Genomic DNA, 23,576 nt, shown 5'->3' with positions numbered 1-23,576 from the left:
CGTTCTGCGCATGCTCAAGACACTCCTGGGGCTGGCCCTCCTCACGACACCGGTCAGCGCCCCGACGCCGCAGCCGTCCCTGCAGTGGAGCGCCTGCCCCATCGCGAACGCGCCCGAGCTCCAGTGCGCGGACCTGCCCGTCGCCCTGTCGCCCAACAGCGACCGGAAGATCACCCTGAAGGTCGCCCGCCTGCCCGCCACCGGCACCAAGAAAGGATCCGTGCTGGTCAACTTCGGCGGCCCGCAGGGATACCAGATCGCCTCGCTGGGCTCACGCACCCAGATCTTCGACAAGATCCGTACGTCGATGGACGTCGTGACGTGGGACCCTCGCGGCTATCCCGGGCTCAGCGGCGCGGTGCTGCAGTGCGACTGGGGTTTCGTGCGAACCCCGGCGTTCCCTGCCGACCAGGCCGAGTTCGACCGGCTCGCCGCGGCGAACAGGACCAGGGGCGACAAGTGCCGCAACACCGACCCTGAGCTCTTCGACCACATGGACTCGGCCTCCGACGCCCGCGACGCCGACGCCGTCCGCCAAGCGCTCGGCGAGGACAAGATGAACTTCCTGGGTCTGTCGTACGGCGGAACGATCGCACAGTCCTACGCCCGTCTGTTCCCCCACCGCGTGCGTACGATGTACATCGACGGCACCAGAAACCACAGCCTCCGCAACTGGGAACGGGAACTCGACACCGTGGCCCGTGAGACCGAGCGCTTCATGGACCGGTTCTTCGCCTGGGCCCCCGCCGGGACGGAGAAACGCTGGCGGGCACTGATCGCCAAGGCCGACCGTGAGCCGATCCCCGCCCCGAAAGCCGACGCCCGCTTCGACGGCACACAGTTGCAGGCGATCGCGTTCCTCAAGCTCCGACCTGGCCCCGCAAGCTGGGGCACCTTCATGGCAGCCATCACGGCCGCCGAGGCCGGCGACGCCTCGGGCTTCGCGCTGTCGAGCCGCCAGCCCTACCCGGGCGCCCCGGGCGGAGGCTACAAGGAGTGCCTGGACCTCCCCCGCCCCGCCGACCAGCGCGACGTCGCGCGCACGACCAAGCGGCTGCGCGCCATCGCGCCCAACACCGGCGCCTCTTTCGCTCTCGCCTGGCACCTGCCACTCAGCTGCGCCGGTTGGCCGACTCCGGTGACCAACCCACCCACGCCGATGCCTCGTACGCTGCCGCCGATGCTGGGCGCTGGCACCTGGCAGGACTATGAGTCCACCCGCCGAGTGGTTGAGCAGATCCCCGGCAGTCGCACGATCGAGCACGACGGCCCCGGACACAACCTCTTCGGCGCGATGGCCAACCCCTGTGTCATCGACCACGTCAGCAGATACGTCACCGAGCGTCGGCTGCCGGCCCGGGGGGCCACATGCCCGTGATCCGGCGGGAGCCAAGCCGCCGGAAATGCTGGTGGATCGCGGGCACGGTCACCGCGGTCCTCCTCACCACCGCGGTGGTGCTGACCGCGATCGCTTTCCCGTCTGTCGCGGCCACCATCTGCCCCGGTTGTTACGGCCTGGAGCGGCTCCAGCCTGGCGTGTACGCCGAACCCGGCCTGTCGCCGGCCGAGCGCCGGCAGGTGACCGAGGTCATCGGGCAGGCGAACAAGCGGGTACGTGACTTCTTCGGAGGACGGAAAAGCTCTCCGGACATCCTCGTGTGCCTGTCTGACGACTGCTACCGCAGGATCGGCGGCGGTCGCGAACGCGGCATCGCCGTGCTCAACCGGTCGGTGATGCTGTCCCCACGCGGCGTTGATCCTGTGATCGCCTCGCACGAACTGACCCACGTGGAACTTCACGCCCGTCTCAATGGAGCCGAAGTCCCACAGTGGTTCGACGAGGGCCTGGCCGTCCTGGTCAGCGACGACCCCCGATACCTCGCCCCGACCGGCGACCGCTGCCTGCTCGACTCCCGCCGGCCCCTGCCGGCCACGCTCGACGACTGGCTGCGCGCGGCATCAGCGGACCCCCAGTTGTACGCCAAAGCCGTCTGTCAGGTGAGTCGTTGGGCAGGGACGAACGGCGGGAAAGAGGAGGTACGAACCCTCATCGAACGGCTGTCAACCGGACAGGCCTTCCCGGACATCCAGCTGCCAGCCGCAGCCGCAACCACAGCGTGATCGCCAAGGCGGAGGAGATCGGCCCCCGTTGATCCCTCGCCCTCGTCGTCACCGGCCCACGCGGGTTGGGCCAGGTGACGTCCCGTGGACGGTCCTCGCCGACCCGGCGGGCAACGAGTTCTGCGTCCTCCCTCCGCCTCACTCCGCGCTGACGCGGAGCCTCTTCATCTGCGGGTCGTGCAACGGCTCCTCGGCGGCGTCGTCGCCACCGCCGTCGAAGGAGGTTCGCCCCAAGCGTCCGTGGACGGCCAGGCCGTCGCCGGGAGGCGGGACGGCACCACCGCATACGGCTACCAGTGGGCCGACGACCGGAGCGACATCGACCGCAAGCACCGTTCTCCGCGGGTTCGGGTGGTCTGCCGGCCCGGCGCGCGGAAGCTCACGGACCTGAAGAAGGTCGCGATCTCCCTGGAGACCCTCACGGGCAGTGTGGAGGCCGCGAAGATCGCCGGACGCGAGGTGCTCACCAAGGTCGGCGACGATGCCCTCGGTGCCGGGGTGTCTCGGTCCGCAAGAAGGTGTCTCAAGGCCCCTCCGCTGCTCTGGCCGTCGCGGCGGCGTGCTCATCAGCGGTCATGCCGCGGTCGGGGAAGCGCTGGTTGAGGTCGTACTGATCGTCAGCCCACTGCTGGTAGTCCCGCCGGACGGCGAGCTCGTCGGAGTCGGCGATGCGGGCGATATCGGCCCAGGTCACCCCAGCCAGCAGCGCGTGGTGGACGTTGGAGGGATGGCGCACGGTGCGCGCGATGCTCTCCGCCAATGCCAGCAGTTCGATGTGTTCGGCCACGGTGAGCGGAGGCCGGTCATCGGCTCCATGCCGGGCGGGGTCATAGATCCCTCGTTCCACCAGCTCAATCCGGGCACGAGCCGATGCGTTCCTGGCGGCTAGCTCGTTGTAGCGCTCCAGTTGCCGACTGACGGGCATGTCGTAGCGAGCGTCGTGCCAGGTCGTGCTGTGCTCGGGCATGGTCATTGACGACTTCTCCAGGGCGGTCGGGTGTTGGTTTCAAGGGGGTCCTGGTAGGTGGTCCGGCCGGGACTCGAGAGCGTTGTGTGAAGATCACGAGAGGGTACCGGAGCGCGTTGACGGGCCCACTGGTCGGCCCCGGCGGGGTCGCCTGGCCGGGGCCGGATGATCTGCGCTCTCGGCCAAGATATCTTGCGCTCTCCGCTAACGACACGGGATGACCGGCGTCGCAGGATTGCCTCTCGAACGAATGCGACTTGATCGGGGCAGGTGCGCGGGGGCGCGGATGCCAGGGCCAGGACGCCCGCGTTGCTCGTTGCCCTGCTGGTCGTGTTGACCGCCGGATCCGGCGGTCAGCCGCGGTTCGACCTGGATGGCTGAGATGACCCTGGTAGAGCGGTGGAGCGGCCGGTGTCGCACGAGCGCGAGCCGCGCCTCCGTGCCGGCGGGAAGCCGTGATGGTCCTGCGCAGTCGGGGCCGATCTCTCGGATATATCTAAACAAAGTGGGGCGTTCGGCCGTGATCGGTCGCGTGCTTCTGGCGACCGTGCCGGCTCTCGGCCTCGTCGTCGCTCCAGCGGTCGCGACCCCGGCGACCGCCACGTCGGCGCGTGAGGAGTGCAACCCCGCAGCGGGCGTGGTGAAGCTGCCCGGTGGAGAGCCCTGGGCGCAGAAGCGGCTGGACATCAAGACGGCGTGGCGGCTGAGCACCGGCGCCGGCGTACGGGTGGCGGTCATCGACAGCGGCCTCGACGTCAAGCACCCGCAACTGCCCTGGCTCTCCACCTTCGTCGACTTCACCGGAACCGGCTACACCGACTGCGTCGGTCACGGCACCGCCGTCACCGGAATCATCGCCGGCCGCGTCTATCCAGGCGTCGCCTTCCACGGCGTGGCTCCGCGGGCGACCGTCATAGAGCTCAAACAGAGCAACCAGGCCGAGGGCCACGTCGCCAACCTGGCGGCGGCCATCGACAAGGCGGTCCGGCTCAACGCCGACGTCATCAACATCTCGATCAAGGCGGCCGACAATCCCACACTCAAGGCGGCCGTCCAGAACGCCCTGGCCAGAGACGTCGTGATCGTCGCCGCCGCGGGCAACATCACCGACAAGAAGGAGGACCTGCCCGCCTACCCGGGCTCCTATGAGGGAGTGCTGGCCGTCGGCTCGGCCACTGCCGACGGGCGGCGCGCCGACTCCTCCAACACGGCCACACCCGTCGGCGTCCTGGGGCCGGGCGTCGGCATCATCGCCCCGTGGCCGCACGGCACGTACAAGCTGGATCTCGAGGGCTCCAGCTTCGGCGCCGCCTACGTGTCAGGGACCGCCGCGCTGGTGCGCGCCCGGTTCCCGCATCTCAACCAGGAGCAGGTACGGCGGCGCATCATCGCCACGGCCGACGGCTCCGTCGGCAAGGGCACCGGGGCGGGCATGGTCAATCCGGTGCAGGCGGTCAGCGCCGTCCTGCCCTTCGAGCCCGCGGGCCGGCCGCTGGTGGCCGCGCCTCCGCCCGCTCCCATCGCGGCGGACGCGATCGCCAAACTCCCACCGGAGGATGCCGGAGCCAGGAACATCTCGCTGGCCGTGACCGCGGGGGCGCTGATCCTCACCGCCGCGGCCGGCGCGCTCGCCCGGGTGCTGCCGCTCGGCAGAAGCCGTGGATGGCGGGCGGGCCCACCGACCTGATGACCCCATGTGACTGCTGATGCAGGCGCTGCGCCGCGGCGCTTGATGAAGGGAAACCTACGATGGACCCATTACAGCCGGACGATCCGATGAGGCTGGGCGACCACGACCTGTTGGAACGCCTGCCGGAGGGGCCGCGCGGGACGGCCTTCCTGGGCCGGGAGTCGGAGGACGCGCCTCTCCGGGTGATCAAGTTGTTCACCGGCAAGCCGGACCCGGAAGGCGTCGCACGCTTCGCCAGGGTCCGGCGCCTTTCCAGCTCGTCCATCGCGCGAACGGTGGACGTCGGTCTGCACGAGGGCCACCTCTACGTCGTGCGCGAACACGTCGAGGGGCGCAGTCTCGCCGAGCTTGTCGCAGCCGATGGGCCGCTCGACGCCGAGGCCGTGGAGCGGGTGGCCGTCGGCACGCTGACCGCGCTGACCGCCGCGCACCTGGCGGGCATCACCCACCGGGGACTGACCCCCAGCAACGTCATCATGGGCGCCGACGGCCTCCGGGTGACCGACCTGGACCTCGGCGAGCCAGCCGGTGAGATCGGCTACCGTTCGCCCGAGCAACTGAGAGGCGAGCCGTACGGTTCCTCCGCGGACCTGTTCGCCTGGGCGGCCACGGTGGTCTTCGCGGCCACCGGCAAGGCGCCGTTCGGTCAGGACGCCGACGCGGTGCTGACCGGGGTGCCCGCGCTGGGCACGCTGGCGGAGCCGCTGCTGGGCGTGGTGTCCGCGGCGCTGGCGAAGGACGCCGGGCAGCGGCCGACCACGTACACGGCCCTGTTGCGCCTGCTCGGCGGCCCGTCGGCGGAGCCGGAGGTCACGGCTGAGCCGCCGCCGGCGGGGGCGGTGACCCAGCCTCCGGCGCTCGGTCTCCCCGCCCTGCCGCCGGCGGCGGACGGCGCGCCGCTCGAAGGCGTGCCGGTCCAGCCCCCGCAGCAGGTGTGGGAGCAGCCCAAGCCGCAACAGGCGTGGGAGCCGCCCAAGCCGCAGCAGCCCATGTGGGAGTCGCCGCAGCGGCCCCAGGTGTTGCAGGCGTCGGTCGTGGAACCGTCTTCGCCACGCCGGAGGTTCCCGGTCGGCCTGGCCGCCTCGGTGGCCGCGCTCATGGTGCTGTCAGGCGTGGGCATCTGGGGAGCCAGTCGTTACACGGACACCCAGCGGATCAACTCGATCGGCGTCTCGGCCGACGGCAAGGTCGCCGGCGGAGCCACCGGATCGGCCGACGCGGGAGAGAAGGGGACGGCCGACTCCGGTGACGGGGCGGTCGCGCAGCCGGGCGAGCCGGGCGCCGACCAGCCGCAGCCCGAGGTGACCGTGCCGTGGGCCACGGCGTCCGAGGCCGACCCGTACGGCGTGGGCCCGCTCGTCCTGCCCACCGAGGAGCCGTCGGGCCTCCCGACCGCGCCCGCGTACAGCATGGTGCCGACGCCCTCGCCGCCGCCGACCCAGCCGGTTGCCACGGCTCAGCCGACGACCCCGCCGCCGACCAAGCAGCCGACCACGCAGCCGACGACGCAGCCGACGACCCCGCAGACGACGCCTGCACAGCCGAAGAGCCCGCGGGTGACCAAGACGGTCACGGCGACGCCGACGCCCAAGGACACGACGCCCAGGAACACCAGGACGCCGGAGCAGTCCCAGGAGCCGACCCCGACTCCTGAGAAGACGACCGAGCCCCCGACCCCGACGCCCAGGAAGAGCACCGAGCCTCCGTCCCCGACGCCGGCTCCTGTCAAGAGCACGCAACAGGCGCCGGCCCCGCCGCCTACGACAGAGGCCCCCGCGCCCCCGCCGGAGGCCAAGAGCGCGGCCCCGCCGCCCGCGCAGCCGCAGCCGCAGCCGCAGCCGGAGCCGAAGAACCCCTACACGCCGGTCCAGGTGTGCGGGTCCGGCTTCTACGTGCAGCGCTCGCAGGCGTTCAACGGTGGTGAGACCTTCCAGCTGTACAACAGCGGCACCAAGCAGAACTGCGTGGTGACGATGAAGTACGCGGGCGTGGGCAGGGAGAGCCCGGTCAGCGCGACGCTCGACGTCCAGGGCGGGGGCAGCGCGACCGACAGCGGCAACTACAAGTACTACGCCGGGCCGGTCAAGCTGGTCGCCCCGGGCAGGTGCGTGAAGTTCTCCGGCAGCGTCGATGCGGGAAGCACCGCCGCGGGCTGGGCGAACTGCGGCTGATCCAGCGACCGACGGCCCCCCGAGTTTTCCGGGTGGGGCCGTCGTCGTCGCCCGCGATCCGGACGAGCGGCGGCTGCCACGACCGTCAGTAGGGCTTGTAGCCGCCGCCTCGTTCGAGGGACTGGATGCCGGGGTGGCCGCCGAGGTTGCCGTAGCGGCTGTAGGTGTACAGGACTCCCGCGATGATGTTGTCGACCGGATCCAGGATCTTGCCGTGGCCGGGCAGGGCGTGCGCGTTGAACGTCGGCGGGATGGTCTGCATCAGTCCCTGGGACGGAATGCCGTTCTTGGCGTTGATGTCCCAGGTGTTGACGGCGCCGGGGTTGCCGCCGGACTCGTGGTAGATGATCGTCCAGATGCGCTGGACGTCCTGGGGGTCGTTCGGGTCCAGGTCATTGACGTCGATGCCGCGTTCGCGCATGACGTCCGCCATCTCGGGCGACTTGATGACGGTGAGCGCCTGCTTGATCCACTCGACGACCTCGGCCTTGGGCGCGGGTGTGGTGCCCGCCGGCGAGACCCCGCCGCCTGACCCGGAGCCGCCGCCTGCTCCCGCGCCGCCGCCGGACTTCGAGCCGTCACCGCCCGACAGCCGCGTGTCCCCCTGAGAGGATGTCGTCCGCTTCCAGATGACCTTCTTGTCGCCCGGGTCGAAGTCCGCCCCTCCGGGATACGGGATGTCGGAGAAGAAGCCGAACCGCGAGTTCTCCCCGGTCCCGCTCGCCTGGACGCGGCCGGCCAGCGTGTTCTTGGCGGCCGTGACGGCCTCCTCGGCGGCCTTGACATGTCCCTTGGCCAGCTCGATCTTGGTGTTCACCAGAGTGGTGAAGTCCCGGTCCTCGGGCAGCGCGCGCATGGCGTCGACCTGATCCTTGTCGCGGTGGCTGACAAGGTAATTCCCGATGAAATTTTGCGCACCGCCGACCGTTTCATCGCAAAGCTTGCGGATTTCCGCGGAAGCCTTCTCCAGTGCCGTGGCGGTTTGGTCGAGCGCTGTCGCGCAGGCGGTGACGGCGGTGTTGAATTCGCCGCCCGCTTTGGGATAGAGACGCATGTGGCGGTCGAAGGCGTCCGCGGAATCGCCTTCCCACTTCAGGTCGACCTCGTTGATGTTCCTGATGAGCGCGGAGGTGACGTCCGCGGCCTGGTGGGAGCATGATCGCCAGGTCGAGGCGAGGGACCTGATTCCCTGAGGATTGCCCGTCACCTTGTCGAGCATGGCCTGTAACTCTGCCCCGCGGGGGACCTCGGTGATGTCCGGCGCGGTGACGGTGATGATGATGGTGCTGTCGGTGCTCATGCGCCCGAGTCCTTCTCCGCCGCGCGAAGGTTGGCCTCCGCATCGTTGAGCGCCCGCTCGACGCTCTCCAGCTTGAGCTGCGCGCTGTCGAGTTCGACGCGGATTCCGGACCAGGCGGCGTCCATCTTGGCGGCCAGTTCGTGCGCGCCGTCCAGCTTGCCGAACAGCTTGGCGTCCGTCAGCTCGGCGGGAGGCTTCGACTTGGTTTTCTTGAGGATTTCGTCGAGATCGAACTCCTTGGCCGCGATGTTGATCCGCGTCCTGCACTCGTCGAATGCCTTGTAGGAAACATCAACGAAGCCTGCGCTCATGAAAGTCGAGCATAGTGGAGATCATTGAGGTTGGTGAGTCCCGTTTTCCTCCACTTCCACGGAAGCTGTCTGGATCAGCCGGTCTCCGAACCTTCTGTCCACATAAAAGGCCCGGCCGGGCGGGAGGGGCTGCGGTCGCACCTTGCCGAACAGCACACCTTCCTCCCGGTTGCCCGACATGATCAGCGCCGGGCTGGCCATCTCCTTGAGCCGCTGCACCGCCTGGTCGTACATGGCACGGTTGGCGCCGCCCATCTGACGGGCGAGGATCAGGTGCAGTCCGATGTCCCGCGCCTGCGGCAGCAGCTCGGCCAGCGGTTGCAGGGGATTGTTCGAGGTGGCCACCAGGTCGTAGTCGTCCACCACGACGTAGAGGTCCGAGCCCTTCCACCAGCTGCGCTCGCGAAGCTGGTCGGGCGTCAGGTCGACGGGCGGCAGGCGCTTGAGCAGGGCGAAGCGCACCTCCTGCACCAGCTCCGCCGCCGCCGCGCTGGACACCGCGTAACCGATGCGGTGCTCGGTGGCCGCGGTGTCGAGGAGCGACCGGCGGTAGTCGATCACGACCAGCCTGGCTTCCTTGGGCGTCTTGCGCGCGACCAGACCTTCCATGATCAGCTTCAGCACGTTCGACTTGCCGCACCCGGTGTCGCCGAAGACGACGACGTGCGGATCGGCCTCGAAGTCGAGGGCGACCGGCGAGAGCGTCGCCTCGTCGATGCCGATCGCGATGCGGTTCTTGCCGGTCTCCTCGGGGCCCGGCATGGCGGTCGCGGGGAGCAGGGACGGCAGCAGCCGCACGGGACGCGCGGCCGGGCCCTCCCACGAGTCTTTGACGATCTCCACGAGGGCGCGCAGCCCGTCGGCGAGGTCGTCGGTGCCGCGCAGCCCGTCGATGCGGGGAAGAGCGGTCAGGAAGTGCATGCCGTCCTTGGTGAGCCCGCGTCCCGGCGCGCCTTCGGGCACCGCCAGCGCCGCGCTGCGGCTGACCTCCGACTCGTAGGCGTCGCCGAGCTTGAGCTCGATCTTGGTGCCGAACAGGTCGCGGATGCCCGGCCGGAACTCCGACCACTTGTTGGTGGTCACCATGACGTGGATGCCGTAGCCGAGCCCGCGCGCGGCGAGGTCGGTGATCACCTGCTCCAGGCTCTCGTACTCCTGCCGGATCGTCAGCCAGCCGTCCACGACCAGGAACACGTCGCCCCAGCCGTCGCCCTCGATGCTGCCGTCGGCCAGCCGCCTGCGGTACGTGGCGATCGAATCGATGCCGTGCTCGGTGAAGTCCCGCTCGCGCTGCTGGAGGACGGTCGAGATCTCGGCGACCGTACGGCGGACCCTGTCGGCGTTCTGCCGGTTGGCCACGCCGCCCACGTGCGGGAGGCCCTCCAGCGCCGACAACGTGCCGCCGCCGAAGTCCAGGCAGTAGAACTGCACCTCCTGAGGCGTGTGCGTGAGCGCCATGCTGGCGATCAGCGCGCGCAGCACGGTGCTCTTGCCGCTCTGCGTGCCACCCGCGACGCCGACGTGCCCGGCCGCGCCGGACAGGTTCAGCCAGTACGGGTCGCGACGCTGGTCGAAGGGTCGGTCGATGATGCCGATGACGGCGTGCAGGCGTCCCCTGCCGTCCCAGCCCGGCGTGGACAGCCCGAGCTCCGGAGTCACCGACAACGAGGGGAGCAGGTGGGCCAGGGTCGGCGGCTCGGCCAGCGGCGGAAGCCAGATGCGGTGCGCCGCGGGGCCACGTCCCGCCAGCCGGCCGACCACGATGTCGAGCAGGCTCGACTGGGGGCCGCCCTCCTCCGCCTCGGCCGGCGCCTCCTTCGGCGGGGTCTCGACGACGGGCAGCGGCGCGAAGGCGCGGCCGTACTCGATGACCTCGCGGGCCGCGGGCTGCCCGCTGTCCGTCACGTGCCTGGGGTCGGGCTGGTAGGCGGCGGAGACGTAGGCGGCCTTGAACCTGGTCATGCCGGTGGTCTCGAACTTGAGGTAGCCGTTGCCCGGCGCCGAGGGCAGCTCGTACGCGTCGGCCACGCCCAGCACGGCCCGGCTCTCCATGGCCGAGAACGTGCGCAGACCGATCCGGTACGACAGGTGCGTGTCGAGCCCCCGTAGCCTGCCCTCGTCCAGGCGCTGGGAGGCCAGCAGCAGATGCACGCCGAGCGAGCGGCCGAGCCGGCCGATCATCACGAACAGGTCGATGAACTCGGGCTTCGTGGACAGCAGCTCGCTGAACTCGTCGAGCACGACGAAGAGCGTGGGCAGCGGCAACAGGTCGGCGCCCTGCTCGCGGGCCCGCTCGTAGTCGCGGAGCGAGGCGTAGTTGCCGGTCGCCCGCAGGAGCTCCTGCCTGCGCACCATCTCGCCGTGCAGGGCGTCGTGCATGCGGTCGACCAGCGGGAGCTCGTCCTCCAGGTTGGTGATGACGGCCGAGACGTGCGGGAGCGAGTCGAGGCCGAGGAAGGTCGCGCCGCCCTTGAAGTCGACCAGGACGAAGTTGAGGATCTCCGACGAGTGCGTGACCGCGAGCCCGAGCACCAGCGTGCGCAGCAGCTCCGACTTGCCGGAGCCGGTGGCTCCGATCAGCAGGCCGTGCGGGCCCATGCCGCCCTGCGCCGACTCCTTGATGTCGAGCTCCACCACGCGGCCGTCGGCGCCGAGCCCGATCGGCACGCGCAGCCTGTTACGGCCGGCCCGTGGCCGCCAGGTGACCGCCGGGTCCAGGCTGCGCGGGTCGCTGATCCCCAGCAGGTCGGTGAGCGTCGTGTTGATCGACAACATGTCCTCGCCGTCGCCGCCGCTCCTCGACGAGGCCCGAAGCGGGGACAGCTGTCTGGCCAGCCCTTCCATCCACACGAAGGAGAGCTTGTCCGGCGCGCCCAGCCGCGTCTTGCGTTCCTTGCCCGCGTGGTCGAGCTTCACCATGTGCAGGTTGTCCGGCTGGACTTCCATCCGCAGCGTGTTGCCCTCCTCGACGGCGCCGGTGGAGCCGGTCAGGTCGATGACGCTCACGCCCAGGATGGCGTCGCTGCCGAGCTGGGAGTCGTGCGGCACGTGCCCGCCGTCCACGATCACCACGTGGTACGGCAGCTCGTCGGCCGGTGCGCCCGGCTGGAACCTGGGCCGCTCCTTGAGGTCGCCGCCGACGAGCCGATCCAGCTCGCCGATGTTCTCGGCCATCAGGCGGACCGGCCCGGACGCGTCGACCACGTCGGGGTGGAGGGCGTGCGGGAGCCACTTGACCCACTCCCAGTGGGGCATGCGCTCCTGGTCGGCGCAGACCATGATCCGTATGTCGTCGGGGGAGTGGAAGACGACGATCTGGCCGATCACGGCGCGTACGAGATCCCGCATCGCCGCGAGGTCGCCGGTGAGCCGGATCCGGGCGAACGAGGCGAGGGCGACGGCCACGGGCAGCCGGGAGAGCGTGGAGTGCGCGCGCATGAATCTCCGCAGCGCGCCGGACGAGAGCGCGTCCAGGTCCTCCACGGGTTTGGAGTCCGGCGGGAAGAGCTGGATGGCCAGCTTCTGCACGCCGGTGCCGAGGCGGATCGTGCCGAAGTCCTCGTCGCGGGGGCGGCGCTCCCATAAGCGGGGTCCCATCGCGATCCACCACAACGAGTCAGGCTCGGGCCCGCTCCACTCCAGGGCCTCGCGCTGCTGCTTGGCGGCGCGCCTGGCCTTCCTGCGGATCTGACCGAGGTAGCGGAAGTAGTCGCGGCGGGCGCCGTTCAGCCGGTGCTTGCGCTCGCCCGCCTGGCGCCCCATCTGGCCGATGGTCATGCCGACCATGGAGACCGCGAACAGGCCGCTGGCCACGTACATGATCGGGTTGGAGTTGCCGCCCGCGGTGAACATCAGGGCCATCGCCGCGGCGCCCGCCACCATGGGCAGGTAGGCGAGCACCAGCATGAACCCCTGGCCCTGGACCTCGGGGATCTCCGGCGGGGACTCCAGCATGACTTCCCCGCGAGGTGGCTTGGGGCCGGGGCGGCGCTCAGGACGCCGGACAACCACTTTGCTCACGCGACGTTCTTACCAGAAGCGACCCGCTATGTTCTGTGCTGTCCGTGATGCTTCTGGGACGGAGTGCACCGTGGGATCGAAGGTTCAGAAGCCGCCGCCGCCGGAGTCTCAGCCTCCTGCGGAGGGAGCCGACAGGTCCACGCCGACGCAGTCGGGGCCGATCCAGCAGGGTGCCCTCGCGCAACTGCCGTTGCCGCTGCCGGTGTTGTGCAACGTCACGATCGTGGGGCCGAGCCGCAAGGCCGACCTGACGCTGCCCGCCGACATCCCGCTGCCGCACGTGCTGCCGGGGCTGCTGCGCATGCTCGGCGAGGTGGGCGGTGACGCCACGTCGTCGCCGGGATGGACGTTGCAGCGGCTCGGCGGCGCCCCGCTCGACCTGGAGCAGAGCCTCGGCACGCTCGGCGTGCTCGACGCCGAGGTCCTCTATCTCCGCCCGCGCGAGTCGATCATGCCTGCCGCGATCTTCGATGACGTGGCCGACGTCGTCGCCACCGGCGTGCGCAACGGACCGGGCAAGTGGACGGCGGCGCACAGCAGGGCCCTCGGCGCGGCCGGCGCCACGGGACTGCTGGTCCTCGGCGCCGTCGGCCTGGCCCTGGCGGGCCTGCCGCCGCTGGTCGGCACGGTCGTCTTCGGAGTGCTCGCGCTGCTGCTGATCGCCGCGGGGACCGTGCTGTCGCGGGCCATGGGCGACTCAACGGCCGGTGCGCTGATCGGCCACGCGGCGCTGCCGTACGGCTTCCTGGCCGGGCTGTTCACCCCCGCGGGCAGCGGGAGCATGGCCGAGGTCGGCGCTCCCCACGTGCTCGCCGCGTTCGCCTGTACGGCGCTCGCCGCCGCCGTCGCCGGGATGACGATCTCGCACGGCATTCCCGGCTTCCTCGGCACGGCCGTCGCCGCGACGTGCGGTGCGGTCTGCGCGGCGGTGGTCATGGTGTCGGGGGCCGCCCCCGCGGGAGTGGCGGCCGTGGCCATCGCCGTGTTGCTGGCGCTGAGCCCGCTGGTGCCGACGCTCTCGTTCCGGCTGGCGCGGGTGCCGCTGCCGGCCATGCCCACCACGGCAGAAGAGCTGCGCGCCGACAACCAGCGGCTCGACGCGGCGGCGATCCAGGAGCGCACCGTGATCGCCCAGCACTACGCCACGGGGCTGATCACCGCTGTCGGGCTGGCCGCGCTGGTCGCCGAGGCGCTGCTGGTACTGCACGACGGGTTGGTCGCCGACATCATGGCGGTCGCGCTCTCCCTGACGCTCGTCATGCGCGCCCGCGTGTTCTCCGGCGTCGGCCAGCGGATCTGGCTGGTCGGCTCCGGCCTGGCGGGGCTGGCCATGGTGGCCTTCGCGCTCAGCTCCAAGGGAGGGGTCATCGGCGCGCTGGCCGTGGCGGTCTGCGTGTTGTGGGTGGCCCTGCTGGCGGTGGGCATCGGGAGGACCCTGTCGTCGGGGAAGCCCTCGCCGTTCTGGGGGCGGGCCGGGGACATCCTGGACGTGTTGCTCGTCGTCGAACTCTTCCCGCTCGCGGCCGGCGTGCTCGAGATCTACACCTGGGTGCGCGGATTGTCAGGCTGACATTCTGCTGCGACCCAAGCGGAGCGAGGGCTGCGCAGGAGGGGGTCCCCGGGCGCCCGGCGCCCGGGGACGAGGTCGTCAGCTGATGCGCTCGTATCCGCCACCGGAGTCGGTGGCCTTGGTGCCGCCGGAGAACTTCACCCAGGAGCCGGTCGGCGCGGCGTGGTAGACGGGCACGGTGTGCAGAGGGGTGATCTCCTCGTTCTTCACCACGCCCGCTCCCTTCACGTCCACCGCGGACCAGACGAAGGTGCGCGTGCCCACGTCCTTGGTCTTGAACGTCACCGCGCAGGCGTTCTGCTTGCCGGCGTTGTAGAGCAGGTAGGCGACGCCGCCGGTGAACGAGGCCTGGCGCTCGACCGCGTAGCCGGGGCCGCAGACCGTGGCGGGCGTCTCGGTCGTCCGGCCGGAGGCCGAAGCGGTGGTGGCGGTGAAGACCGCCGTCGTGCCGAGCGCGGCCACGATGACCGCGCCGATCGTCCTCTTCTTCAACCTCAAGATCTTCATCTCCATATCGCGGGGTTTGACCGTCGGGCCGGCTGATCCGCCCGACGGTGGCGGTTCTGCGAGCGTTCAGGCCCCATCCGGGCCGCGCCGCATTCGCCGAGGGGCAATCTTGCGACGCCGCATTCTTCGCGTCGTTAGCGCAGAGCGCAGAAAAGGTTGGCGCTAAGCGCAGAGTTTTTCCCGTTTGCGAGACTTTGTGATCAGTGTGGCAAGTGGTGGTTACCATGCGAATCGATGTTGTTTCGCGGAGGTTGTCCGCCCTATTCGCGTCGACCAACCGCCGTACGAGACAAGGAAATGTCCACTTGGAGGTCCAGTGGCACTGTACGGAGCAAGTCCGACGCAGTTGACCAATGCTGCCGGGTATTGCCAGGACACCGCGCAGTACATCGAAGGCATGCGTCAGCGGGTTCAGACGATCAAGGGCGACCTGACCACCCAGGGTTGGCGGGGTGGCGCGGCCCAGAAGTTCAGCCACGCGCTCGACGAGTGGGACGTCGAGTTCAAGGCTGTGATCAAGATCCTCGAGGACATCCACGACCGGCTCAACATCGGTGCCGGCGTCTACCGGAACGCCGCCGACCAGAACATGGAGCTGTCCGGGTCGCTGACCAGGGACGGCTTCATGGGCCGGATCGACAACGTCGTCAACGACAACTAGCCGAGGCAACGGAGAGCCCAGTGACCGTCCCCGATGATCACACATTCGTCAAGTTCGGCAGCATGGAGCAGGCGTACGAGGAGCTCAAGAAGATCGTGACCGAGCTCGACAAGGCCACGGACGATCTGTTCTCCGACATCAAGAAGGAGCTCGCAGCCAGCTGGGAAGGCGAGGCCGAGCAGTTCTTCAACACCAAGAAGGACCAGTGGAACGCCCACGAGCAGGCGATGGCCAAGCAACTGTTCCAGGCGGCCGGCGCCGTCAACATCGCCAAGGGCAACTACGAGAGCGCCGAGCGGCGCAACATCGCCATCTGGACGGACTGACGCGCCTCCTCGGTCACCGTGGCGACGCGGTGACCGAGATCTCGCATCTGCAGGGGTAAGCGATGGGCAAGCAGGAACCCGAACCGCCAACCGATCCGCTCAGCGTCGAGCCGCACACGGCCGAGAAGTTCCAGGGCGACGGGAGGGTGCACGAGCCCTCCATGATGCGCTCGATCGCCGAGGCTCTGTCGAAGAACCTCGCGACCCTGGAGAGGCCGGGGATCAGCGGGAGGGCGCTGATCGACGTCCAGCCCGGCGCCACCCAGTTCGGGGAATGGGCGGACGCCAAGACCTTCGGCGCGACCGCGGGCAAGGACAGCGCGGGACAGAAGCTCGGCCAGGTCCACGCCGAGTTCATCAAGGCGTACAAGAACGTCATCGCGGCCATCGAGGCGAGCGCGGGCAACCACGCCGAGGCGGACACGCGGAACGAGAGCGCCTGACCATGGCCGACAGCGGTTCGAAGCGCGAGACGCTCGTCATCTGGAGCGACAGGGTGCCCACCGGTGAGGGCGAGCCCCATCCGAAGGCGGAGATCCTGCGCCTGCTGGGGACGTGCCAGCCGGATCAGGTCAAAGGGGCCGGATCCACCTACATCAGCGCGGCCGAGGCGGTCATCAACGCGGTCGTCGGGATCGAGGACCACGCCGGCAAGATCCTCACCATCTGGAAGGGGCCGGACGCCGACAGGGCCCGCACCGCGCTTGAACTCATGTACGCCACAGGGCAGGAACTGGCGAGGAAGCTCGCGGAGATGGGCCGGAGCCTGGAGGCCTACGCAGGGTACATCCCCGCGGCCATCGCCGAGGTCCAGGGCATCAAGGTGGACAAGACCGACCCGCAGGTCCAGGAGATGGTCAGGGTCCAGAAGTTGTTGCTCAAGGTCGACCTGGAGGGCGACGACGAGACCAACGCCATCGCCGCGGTCGAGGACCTCAGGGCGCAGGAGGCGCTGCAGAGGCTCAACGAGAAGATCCGCGACCTGCACCTCACCTCGGTCCCCTACAACATCACCTACGAGCTGCCCGCCGTGACGATCCCGGCCGGGCCCGGTGGTGACCTGACGAGCGTCCAATACGGGGGGACGAGCGGGAGCCAGGGGCCCACGTTCGGCGACGGCGATCCCGGCGCCGACGGTGCGAGCGTCAGCGGCTCGGGCGGCGAGACCGCCACGCGGGTCGCGGCGGACGGCCACCAGAACGACGTCCGCCCAGGTGGCGAGGACGGCGCCGTCCCGGGGACGCAACCCGCAGAGCAAACCGGCCAGGAGCAGCCCGGCGACGGGCAGCGACCAGGCGGTGGGGACGGATCCGGGCAACAGTCCGGCGGCCCGAGCACAAGCGCGGGCACGGAGGACGGCACCGCCCCCCCGGTCATCGGCGCCCAGGACAGGACCGACCTCGACGACGCCACTCCCGAGGCCGACCCCACCCGGACCGAGACCTCGGCCTACCAGCCCCCGACCACCACGCCGACCACGATCGGCAACCATCCTCCGCGTACGGCGATCCCCGCCACGACCCCGACGCCGACCGGCACGACCCCGGGCGTCCCGTCGGTGATCGGCTCCCCGAACAGCGCGTACACACCCGGCGGGCGCCTCGGGGCGATGCGCGGCGGGAGCCCGGCGGGCCTGTCCGGCACGCCGTTCCTACCCATGATGGGGACCGGAGGCCCGATGGGTGACGAGGGCGGCGACCTGGAGCGCGCCACCTACCTGTCGGAGGACAGGTCGGCCTGGACCAGCAGCCACGACGTGACGGACCCGGTGATCGGATGAGCGACCAGCAACCAAGCGGCACGGGCCAGCAGCCAAGCGGCACGGGCCGGCAACCGACCGGTCAACAGCAGGGCGGTACGGGCCAGCAGCCCTACGGTGGCTATGGTGCCTTCCCGACGAGCATCCAGATGCCGCAGCGCTCGTCGGGCATCTCCTTCAAGGTAGGAGAACTCGACGCGGCCAGCGGCAAGATCAACGGCCAGGCGGCACTCATCGACGGGCTGCGGGCCAAGTCCAGCCACATGGGTGTCCCGTTTCCCAGCTTCGGGACGATCGGCATCGGGATCACCAGAGCCCACGACAAGGCGATCGCGGCCCAGTCCGCAGCCCTGGAAAGAGGCAAGAAGGCGCTGCAGAGCTGGCAGACCGCGCTGAAGAAGGCCGACGCCAACTACCACGAGGCCGAGTCGTCGGACTACGGCATGTGGCGCAACGAGGAGGAGACCGACTCGGGCGCCGGAGGTGTCCCGACCCCGAAGATGCCCACCGTGCCGGACCCGAACCTGCCGGGCGGCGACGTGCCCGGCGGCGACCTGCCGGACACGGATCTCCCCGGTACGGACCTGCCCGGCACGGACCGTCCGGGCGGCGACCTGCCGGGCGGCGACCTGCCGAGCACCGACCGGCCCACGACCGACGTGCCGGGCGCCGATCTGCCCGGGGTCGACCGGCCGGATTCCGGCCTGCCCGGCGGCAACGACCCGAACATGAAGGTCCCCGACATCGACTCGGCGCTCAACGAGCCGCAGGACAAGACCGGCCTGTCCTCGTTCGATCCCAGGACGCAGCAGCTCAACGGGGTACCGAACCCGAACCTGACCGATCTGAGCACGCGCCAGGGAACCACATTCGGCTCGCCGACCGGCAGCGGCGCGGGCTCCGACGGTGGCGCCGGCGCCGGCGCCGGTCTGCGGGGGCAGGGGGGCCTGGGCACACCCGGCGGCCTGGGCAGCGGCATGCCGATGGCGCCCATGATGCCGATGAGCGGCGCGAGCAGCGACGAGCGCGACCGGGAGCAGGGCTCGCTGTTGTCGGAGGACGAAGGCGTGTGGGGTGACGACGAGGACATCGCCCCCGAGATCATCGGCAAGGAGAAGTAGTGAGCTACGGGGACGGCAAGGACCTCTACTACACGGCGGTCGCCACCGCATCGTTCGCGGCACTCCTGATCAGGCGTACCTGGGCCACCTACGTGGTCCTGATGATCGGCCTCATGGTCTCCGACCCGGGACGGATGTCCTCGTCGGCCAAGAACTGGCGCACCACCGACCACGGCGGGCTGACCTCCGAACTGACCGCGCTCGAAGGGCAGCTCAAGGAGTTGCAGGCCACGCTCAGCGGCCCGGGAGTCAAGTGGGAGGGCGCGGCCCGCGAGCAGTTCGACCAGGCGTACAACGACTTCACCCAGTCTCTCGCCACGCTCAAGTCAACGCGGAACGCCACGGGTGAAGCCGTTGACCAGAGCGCGAAGTTGTACAACGTGGGGGCGCGCATATGCGTCGCCATCGCCGGATACATGTCGCTCCACGCCATGGCACTGCTGGTTCTCCGCCACAGCGTCTACGGCAACTTCGTCGCCCATGCGCTCGATCTCAAGGTCAGCAGGGTCGCCGTCAGTTCGGTGAAGAAGGTGCTGCTCAAGCACGGCATCGCGGTCGGCCTCCTCACCACCCTGCTCTACCAGGCCGTCCAGCTGTCCGAGGCCAGCGGGAAGGCCTTCCCCACGATGAAGGGCATCCCGAACCAGCTCACCAACCTGAAGTCCGGCGCCATGCCGGAGTTCAGCAGTTCCGCGCTCGACTACGACGTGGAGGGCGGCACGCTGACCCCCAAGCTGGACACGAAGGGTGGCCTCGGCGGCCTCTGAGCCGGGCCGACGGGCTCAGGAGCGGCCGGCGAGCCGCCCGGCCGACGTCTCCGCGACGGGTTCGCGCGCTGCGGCGCGGTCCAGGAGCGGCCCCTCGGGAATGAGCCGGAGCAGATGCGCGGGCACCGGCGCCACCTGGGCGGCGTCGTAGCCCAGCGTGCCCACGAGGTCGGCGGAGGCCAGCCGGAACCGCTTGCCCTCGTCGGTGATGAGGGAGTACTCGTGGATCGCGCCCGCCTGTCCCTCTCCGGAGAGCCGGCCGGCCAGTGCGGCACCGCCGGGAGGCAGCAGCACCTGGTCGACGCGGTCGGGGTTGCCGCTGCTCGGCGGCTTGGGGATGGTCAGCGTCGCGCCGGTCGTCAGCTGCGCCCGGACCGAGCCTCGGGCCGTGTCGGCGTACACCGCGCACAAGGGCGCGGAGGCCGTCGGTGTACGGAAGCGGGGCATGGTGACCGGCAGCCCGTCGCCCATGACGCGCCGGGCCGAGATCTTGGCGGCGTTGACGGTGGCGGCGTCGACGGCGATCGGGCGTACCCTGCCCCTGCCGTAGGCGATCTTGGTGTCCGGGTCCTGGAGCAGGAGCGTCGCCTGCGTGTGGCTGACGGGGGCGAGGCCGTCGGCGAGCAGCACGTACCAGCGCTCCTGGACGCCCGGAACGGCGGCCAGGGTGAAGATCTGCCCCACTCGCGCGGGCGAGCCGCCGGGCCCCGTCACCCGCCTGCCGCGCTCCGGGATCTGGAGCGCGACGAAGTCCGGACCGGCGGGAATGGCGTTCACCCAGGTGATCGGCACTCTGCGCGGCGCCTGGTCGGTGAGCCGGCGCGGGTTCTTGACGAGCATGCGGTAGTTGTTCCACAACACCCAGTTTTGCTGCCCGTCGGTGACGAGCAGCGCGTCGGCGCCCACCGGGGTGCCGCCGACGTCGATGCCGCCCAGGAGTGTGACGTACGGACGGCGCACTCCTGTCGCGTCCGGCTGCTCGACCACGCAGACGGTCCACGGTGATGTGACCATCCTCTCGGGCTTGGGCAGCGAGTCGGGCGCGCCGGAGATGCCGATCTTGCGCCCCCTGGCGAAGCCGGCCAGCGACTCGGCCGACACCGTACGGACCTTGATCTCCTGGCTGTCCAGCAGGAGCCTGGCGGAGACGTAGTTGTCCACCGGCTGGAGCTTGCCTTCGCTCTGGTTGTAGACGAAGGAGGCGCCGGTCTCCTCCTCGATGAGCAGCTGGCCCGCTTCCTTGAGCTTGGTGGCTCCTCCGGGGCTGAGCATGCCCCAGATCCCGAATCCGGCCGTGATCAGCACGAGGAGGAGAATGCCGGCGAACGTCGCCACGTTGTATCGCCGCATGGGCGACTCGGGCAGATCGGGCTCACCCTGAAGTAGTGCCAATCCCAGGCGCTGGGTCATCAGTTTGTGCGCCTGGTAGAGATCCTTTCGGGTCTGCATGACGGACAATATTACGCAGGTCGCGAAAGTTGTTTAATGAGGATGGATATCACACTTTTATAAGGCATGGCGGGCGAGTAGGCTCCTTGATCAACCGCATGCGGGAGGCTTTCATGGCATCAACCGACAATGGTTGGTATTTGGAGCAGAGCTGGCCGGGTCTGGTGGCCGACAGGGACGGCGTCGAATACAGTCCCATGGAGCTCGAAAAGGTCGCCAACGCTCTGTGGGCGAAGCTGCCTGAGGTCTACGGCAGCGATCCGACGGGGCAGCAGGCCGCCACGACCAGCGGTCCGGGCTCCTACCCTGACGTGGAGCAGCACGGACCGGCGCTGGACTTCTTCGCCGATCACCTTGAGGGCGTGAAGAACTGGGAGGGCGGCAGGAGCTTCGCCACGGCGCTGCGGCAGAGCCACGAGGAGTTGGCCAAGGTCTACAAGGAGGTCAACGAGAAGCTCGTGATCGCGTTCGCGCTCATCGACGTCGGCGCGGGCAACTACAAGCGCGCGAACGCGGCGAACGGGGTCTAGAGATGGCTGAGAACGTGACGGCGGACCACCCGATCCGCTTCAAAGGGAGCGTGCCCTTCTCCGTCAACGACGACGGCCGGAGCGTGGCGGGGATCAAGAACCTCATCATGATGCTCGACCCGGCGACCATCCAGCGTACGGCGGCGTCCTACCTGGCGGCCGCCGACAGGCTCACCTCGATGAACGAGGCCCTGGTGTCGGGGGCGACCGCGATGGCCAAGGTCTGGGAGGGGCCCTCGTCAGTGGAGTCGCAGCAGTCGCTGCGCACCCTGCACGCCACCATCCGCGAGCTGGCGGCGAAGTTCAAGGCGGTGGGCCTGCCGCTGGAGGCGCTCGGCAGGCGGCTGCTGGAGCACAAGGAGTTCGTGGAGAACAAGTCCGAGGCGTGGAGCGACAACGACCACACCTGGGACGACAGCATCCCCGGCTGGTACCACACGATGGACTCGTCGGGGTACGAGTGGGGCTCGTCGGACGAGCTGGCCGGCCAGCATCTGCGGCTGCTCAACAACGACCTGCGCAAGGTCTACGAGGAGTGGCCGTTCAACGTCCACAAGGTCGTGCCCGACCTCAAGCCTCCTACGCTTCCCGGCCCCCCGGTGGACACGACCGAGGACCCCGGGGACCATCACGTCGATACGAGCTCCTTCACCCCTCCGGGCGGCGACCTCGAGGGCCCCGGCCCCGACGGCATCGACGAGACCTCGGCCGGCGACACGGCCGTGCCCGACCTTCCCGGCGACACCCTCAGCGGCGACGGGGGCTACCCGGGCTCCGGGACAGACTGGGACGGCTCCGGCACTGACGGCCGCTACCCGGACGGGACCGACCCCGACGCCGGCGACCCGGGCGGCAAGGGGCCGAACGGCGCCGACCGGAGCGGCGCGAACACCAACGGCGCCGGCCCAGACGCCGGCGCCGGGACGCCGGACACCGGCGGCCTGCCGAACACCCGCGGGACGAACACCACCCTGGAGGACTTCCAGCGCCCGGCCGGCTGGGCTCCGGACCCCTCCTCCTTCCCGAACGGCCCCACTCCCTACCCCTCCACGGGCAACGGCCCCGGTGTCGGTGTCGGCGGCAACGTGCTGACCGGCCCGGGCGCTCTCCCCCTCAACGCCAGGTCCGCCTCCGCGACCGGCGGCGGCATGCCGTTCATGCCGACGGCCGGGGCGGGGGCCAACGAGTCGGAGGACAAGGAGAACAGCACCTGGCTCCACGAGGACGACGACGTCTGGGGCGACGACACGGACGGCGCCGTCTCCGGCAGGATCGGTTAGCCGGAAGAGGACCGGCGCAGCTCCCGCAGCGTCCGTTCGGCGGTGGCCTGGTCCACCGCCGGGCACCGGAAGCCCTGCGCGACGATGTGCGCGCAGAGCTCCTCATCCGGCCGGATGCCGTGCTCCTCCAGGTAGTAGGTGACCGTGTCCGTCCAGACCCAGGTGCCGTCGGTCCGGAAGCTGAGCGGCACCACCGCGCCGCGCGCCGGGTCGAGCCGATCGAGGTCGAGACTCGTCGTCGAGAGGATGGCGGCGCCGGCCTTCAGGTAGTCGGCCAGCCGCGGGTCCTGCTCCCGTGGGTGATCGGGCAGGAAGTACGGCACGCCGTCCCTGACCCCGTCGAAGACCCTGGCCACCGAGATCGTCGGAACGATCTCCACGTAGCCGTTGCTCCAGCCGCGCAGCAGGTCGAAGGCCTCGGCCAGGGTCCACCCTCGAGCGTCGGCCATCGTCTCGATCATCGACCGGACGTCGGCCGAACTGTACTCCAGCCGGTCCCCGTCCCGCGTCAGCGTGCCGATGACCGTGTCGGAGCTGATGACGACCACCTTGAGCGTGCTCATGCTGCGCTCACCCGGACCAGGCCCGCCTGTCCGAGGCTCGACAGCAGGGAGAGGTCGTCCGTGGGGTCGATCCAGACGATCTCCCCGATGGGTCTCGGCGCCGGGCAACGCGTGGTGACGAGCACCAGCGGCACGGCCGCGCTCCAGTGCCCGACGTGCGGCGGTCGCGCGCGGTCGGCCAGGAGCACCGCCTGCTCCGTGTCGGTGCAGTCGTCGAAGCGCCCCTCGGCCGCCAGCCCGGCCTGCAGCCGCGCCGCGGCGGCGAGCGCGTAGCGTTCCCGGTCCGCCAGGGTGCCCGAATAGCCGGGGATCAGTTCCGCGATCAGTTCGGCGGGCTCGTCGCCGTAGAAGCGCCACCAGCCGTCGATGACCTCATAGGTGTACGGCGTGCCGTCGGCCCGTACCGGGGGAGGCGGGGGCGCCTCAGCCGCTGATGTGTTCCTGACGCGTACGCTCATCTCGC

21 protein-coding genes and 1 pseudogene are annotated in these 23,576 nt (G+C 70.0%); 14 read left to right on the top strand and 8 right to left on the bottom strand.

The features are described from left to right. Positions 1-10 precede the first annotated feature (10 nt). The 3 genes and pseudogenes from ABZX22_RS15095 to ABZX22_RS15085 all read left to right on the top strand — a co-directional run. Entirely contained in the window at positions 11-1,378 is a 1,368-nt protein-coding gene (locus ABZX22_RS15095) for an alpha/beta fold hydrolase (RefSeq protein ID WP_354908762.1), read from the top strand. Next, positions 1,369-2,121: a hypothetical protein gene (locus tag ABZX22_RS15090; RefSeq protein ID WP_354908760.1), complete on the top strand. Its 753-nt coding sequence runs from the start codon at positions 1,369-1,371 to the stop codon at positions 2,119-2,121. Before ABZX22_RS15095 ends, ABZX22_RS15090 begins: the two co-directional genes overlap by 10 nt. Before the next feature lie 64 nt (positions 2,122-2,185). Then, positions 2,186-2,257, top strand: a pseudogene (locus ABZX22_RS15085) (VOC family protein); the annotation flags it as partial. 387 nt (positions 2,258-2,644) lie between these two features. On the opposite strand, the gene ABZX22_RS15080 reads toward ABZX22_RS15085, so the two are convergent. Beyond that, positions 2,645-3,094, bottom strand: a complete 450-nt coding sequence (locus tag ABZX22_RS15080; RefSeq protein WP_354908757.1) for a hypothetical protein — start codon at positions 3,092-3,094, stop codon at positions 2,645-2,647. A 526-nt stretch (positions 3,095-3,620) separates the two neighbouring features. Here ABZX22_RS15080 and ABZX22_RS15075 point away from each other — a divergent pair. Then, positions 3,621-4,775, top strand: coding sequence for a S8 family serine peptidase (locus ABZX22_RS15075; protein WP_354908754.1), 1,155 nt, complete (start codon positions 3,621-3,623; stop codon positions 4,773-4,775). Positions 4,776-4,837: 62 nt separating this feature from the next. Further along, positions 4,838-6,949, top strand: coding sequence for a hypothetical protein (locus tag ABZX22_RS15070; protein WP_354908751.1), 2,112 nt, complete (start codon positions 4,838-4,840; stop codon positions 6,947-6,949). A gap of 85 nt (positions 6,950-7,034) precedes the next feature. On the opposite strand, the gene ABZX22_RS15065 is transcribed toward ABZX22_RS15070, so the two are convergent. From ABZX22_RS15065 to eccCa, 3 genes are read right to left on the bottom strand one after another with little or no spacing between them, the layout of a single operon-like run. After that, a complete protein-coding gene (locus ABZX22_RS15065) occupies positions 7,035-8,249 on the bottom strand; it encodes a transglycosylase SLT domain-containing protein (protein WP_354908749.1) in 1,215 nt (404 codons plus the stop codon). Then, a complete protein-coding gene (locus ABZX22_RS15060; protein ID WP_354908747.1) occupies positions 8,246-8,560 on the bottom strand; it encodes a hypothetical protein in 315 nt (104 codons plus the stop codon). Before ABZX22_RS15060 ends, ABZX22_RS15065 begins: the two co-directional genes overlap by 4 nt. Before the next feature lie 21 nt (positions 8,561-8,581). Beyond that, positions 8,582-12,514: a type VII secretion protein EccCa gene (eccCa, locus tag ABZX22_RS15055; RefSeq protein ID WP_354908744.1), complete on the bottom strand. Its 3,933-nt coding sequence runs from the start codon at positions 12,512-12,514 to the stop codon at positions 8,582-8,584. Positions 12,515-12,650: 136 nt separating this feature from the next. Here eccCa and eccD point away from each other — a divergent pair, with 136 nt between their 5' ends. After that, positions 12,651-14,150: a type VII secretion integral membrane protein EccD gene (gene eccD, locus ABZX22_RS15050; protein WP_354908741.1), complete on the top strand. Its 1,500-nt coding sequence runs from the start codon at positions 12,651-12,653 to the stop codon at positions 14,148-14,150. Between the two features lie 78 nt (positions 14,151-14,228). Here eccD and ABZX22_RS15045 read toward each other — a convergent pair whose 3' ends face one another. Then, positions 14,229-14,648, bottom strand: coding sequence for a hypothetical protein (locus ABZX22_RS15045; protein WP_354908739.1), 420 nt, complete (start codon positions 14,646-14,648; stop codon positions 14,229-14,231). A gap of 205 nt (positions 14,649-14,853) precedes the next feature. Here ABZX22_RS15045 and ABZX22_RS15040 point away from each other — a divergent pair, with 205 nt between their 5' ends. From ABZX22_RS15040 to ABZX22_RS15015, 6 genes are all read left to right on the top strand, one after another. After that, positions 14,854-15,318, top strand: a complete 465-nt coding sequence (locus tag ABZX22_RS15040) for a WXG100 family type VII secretion target (protein WP_354908736.1) — start codon at positions 14,854-14,856, stop codon at positions 15,316-15,318. Positions 15,319-15,338: 20 nt separating this feature from the next. Continuing rightward, entirely contained in the window at positions 15,339-15,644 is a 306-nt protein-coding gene (locus ABZX22_RS15035; RefSeq protein ID WP_354908732.1) for a WXG100 family type VII secretion target, read from the top strand. Positions 15,645-15,706: 62 nt separating this feature from the next. Then, positions 15,707-16,087: a hypothetical protein gene (locus tag ABZX22_RS15030; RefSeq protein WP_354908730.1), complete on the top strand. Its 381-nt coding sequence runs from the start codon at positions 15,707-15,709 to the stop codon at positions 16,085-16,087. A 2-nt stretch (positions 16,088-16,089) separates the two neighbouring features. Beyond that, the gene (locus tag ABZX22_RS15025; RefSeq protein ID WP_354908728.1) at positions 16,090-17,424 is read left to right on the top strand and encodes a hypothetical protein; all 1,335 of its coding nucleotides are present in this window, start codon (positions 16,090-16,092) and stop codon (positions 17,422-17,424) included. A 128-nt stretch (positions 17,425-17,552) separates the two neighbouring features. Beyond that, on the top strand, positions 17,553-18,524 hold the full coding sequence (locus ABZX22_RS15020; protein WP_354908726.1) for a hypothetical protein: 972 nt from the start codon (positions 17,553-17,555) through the stop codon (positions 18,522-18,524). After that, entirely contained in the window at positions 18,524-19,291 is a 768-nt protein-coding gene (locus ABZX22_RS15015; protein ID WP_354908724.1) for a WXG100 family type VII secretion target, read from the top strand. Before ABZX22_RS15020 ends, ABZX22_RS15015 begins: the two co-directional genes overlap by 1 nt. Positions 19,292-19,306: 15 nt before the next feature. On the opposite strand, the gene eccB is transcribed toward ABZX22_RS15015, so the two are convergent. Beyond that, complete coding sequence (eccB, locus tag ABZX22_RS15010; protein WP_354908722.1) at positions 19,307-20,740, bottom strand: type VII secretion protein EccB; 1,434 nt, start codon at positions 20,738-20,740, stop codon at positions 19,307-19,309. A 113-nt stretch (positions 20,741-20,853) separates the two neighbouring features. On the opposite strand from eccB, the gene ABZX22_RS15005 reads away from it, so the two are divergent. Together ABZX22_RS15005 and ABZX22_RS15000 are read left to right on the top strand one after the other, a co-directional pair. Beyond that, positions 20,854-21,270 (top strand): hypothetical protein, encoded by a 417-nt coding sequence (locus tag ABZX22_RS15005; RefSeq protein WP_354908720.1) that lies wholly within the window; start codon positions 20,854-20,856, stop codon positions 21,268-21,270. A 2-nt stretch (positions 21,271-21,272) separates the two neighbouring features. Beyond that, positions 21,273-22,550, top strand: coding sequence for a hypothetical protein (locus tag ABZX22_RS15000; protein ID WP_354908718.1), 1,278 nt, complete (start codon positions 21,273-21,275; stop codon positions 22,548-22,550). Here ABZX22_RS15000 and ABZX22_RS14995 read toward each other — a convergent pair. Continuing rightward, entirely contained in the window at positions 22,547-23,113 is a 567-nt protein-coding gene (locus ABZX22_RS14995) for a hypothetical protein (protein ID WP_354908716.1), read from the bottom strand. The genes ABZX22_RS15000 and ABZX22_RS14995 overlap by 4 nt on opposite strands. Beyond that, the gene (locus tag ABZX22_RS14990) at positions 23,110-23,571 is read right to left on the bottom strand and encodes a hypothetical protein (protein WP_354908713.1); all 462 of its coding nucleotides are present in this window, start codon (positions 23,569-23,571) and stop codon (positions 23,110-23,112) included. The genes ABZX22_RS14995 and ABZX22_RS14990 overlap by 4 nt, the downstream gene beginning before the upstream one ends. Positions 23,572-23,576 lie beyond the last annotated feature (5 nt).

Source organism: Nonomuraea sp. NPDC003804 (assembly GCF_040610675.1).
Taxonomy (GTDB): domain Bacteria; phylum Actinomycetota; class Actinomycetes; order Streptosporangiales; family Streptosporangiaceae; genus Nonomuraea.
The sequence above is the reverse complement of the archived record's forward strand: the minus strand, read 5'-3'. Positions and strand labels throughout refer to the sequence as shown.

What these genes read in the sequence shown, in the direction of transcription:
- ABZX22_RS15005 (WP_354908720.1), top strand. Translation starts at nt 20,854, where the DNA reads ATGGCATCAACCGACAATGGTTGGTATTTGGAGCAGAGCTGGCCGGGT.
- ABZX22_RS15000 (WP_354908718.1), top strand. Translation starts at nt 21,273, where the DNA reads ATGGCTGAGAACGTGACGGCGGACCACCCGATCCGCTTCAAAGGGAGC.
- ABZX22_RS15070 (WP_354908751.1), top strand. Translation starts at nt 4,838, where the DNA reads ATGGACCCATTACAGCCGGACGATCCGATGAGGCTGGGCGACCACGAC.
- ABZX22_RS14995 (WP_354908716.1), bottom strand. Translation starts at nt 23,113, where the DNA reads ATGAGCACGCTCAAGGTGGTCGTCATCAGCTCCGACACGGTCATCGGC.
- ABZX22_RS15080 (WP_354908757.1), bottom strand. Translation starts at nt 3,094, where the DNA reads ATGACCATGCCCGAGCACAGCACGACCTGGCACGACGCTCGCTACGAC.
- ABZX22_RS14990 (WP_354908713.1), bottom strand. Translation starts at nt 23,571, where the DNA reads ATGAGCGTACGCGTCAGGAACACATCAGCGGCTGAGGCGCCCCCGCCT.
- ABZX22_RS15020 (WP_354908726.1), top strand. Translation starts at nt 17,553, where the DNA reads ATGCCGCAGCGCTCGTCGGGCATCTCCTTCAAGGTAGGAGAACTCGAC.
- ABZX22_RS15060 (WP_354908747.1), bottom strand. Translation starts at nt 8,560, where the DNA reads ATGAGCGCAGGCTTCGTTGATGTTTCCTACAAGGCATTCGACGAGTGC.
- ABZX22_RS15065 (WP_354908749.1), bottom strand. Translation starts at nt 8,249, where the DNA reads ATGAGCACCGACAGCACCATCATCATCACCGTCACCGCGCCGGACATC.
- ABZX22_RS15090 (WP_354908760.1), top strand. Translation starts at nt 1,369, where the DNA reads ATGCCCGTGATCCGGCGGGAGCCAAGCCGCCGGAAATGCTGGTGGATC.
- ABZX22_RS15030 (WP_354908730.1), top strand. Translation starts at nt 15,707, where the DNA reads ATGGGCAAGCAGGAACCCGAACCGCCAACCGATCCGCTCAGCGTCGAG.
- ABZX22_RS15095 (WP_354908762.1), top strand. Translation starts at nt 11, where the DNA reads ATGCTCAAGACACTCCTGGGGCTGGCCCTCCTCACGACACCGGTCAGC.
- eccCa (WP_354908744.1), bottom strand. Translation starts at nt 12,514, where the DNA reads ATGCTGGAGTCCCCGCCGGAGATCCCCGAGGTCCAGGGCCAGGGGTTC.
- eccB (WP_354908722.1), bottom strand. Translation starts at nt 20,740, where the DNA reads ATGCAGACCCGAAAGGATCTCTACCAGGCGCACAAACTGATGACCCAG.
- ABZX22_RS15025 (WP_354908728.1), top strand. Translation starts at nt 16,090, where the DNA reads ATGGCCGACAGCGGTTCGAAGCGCGAGACGCTCGTCATCTGGAGCGAC.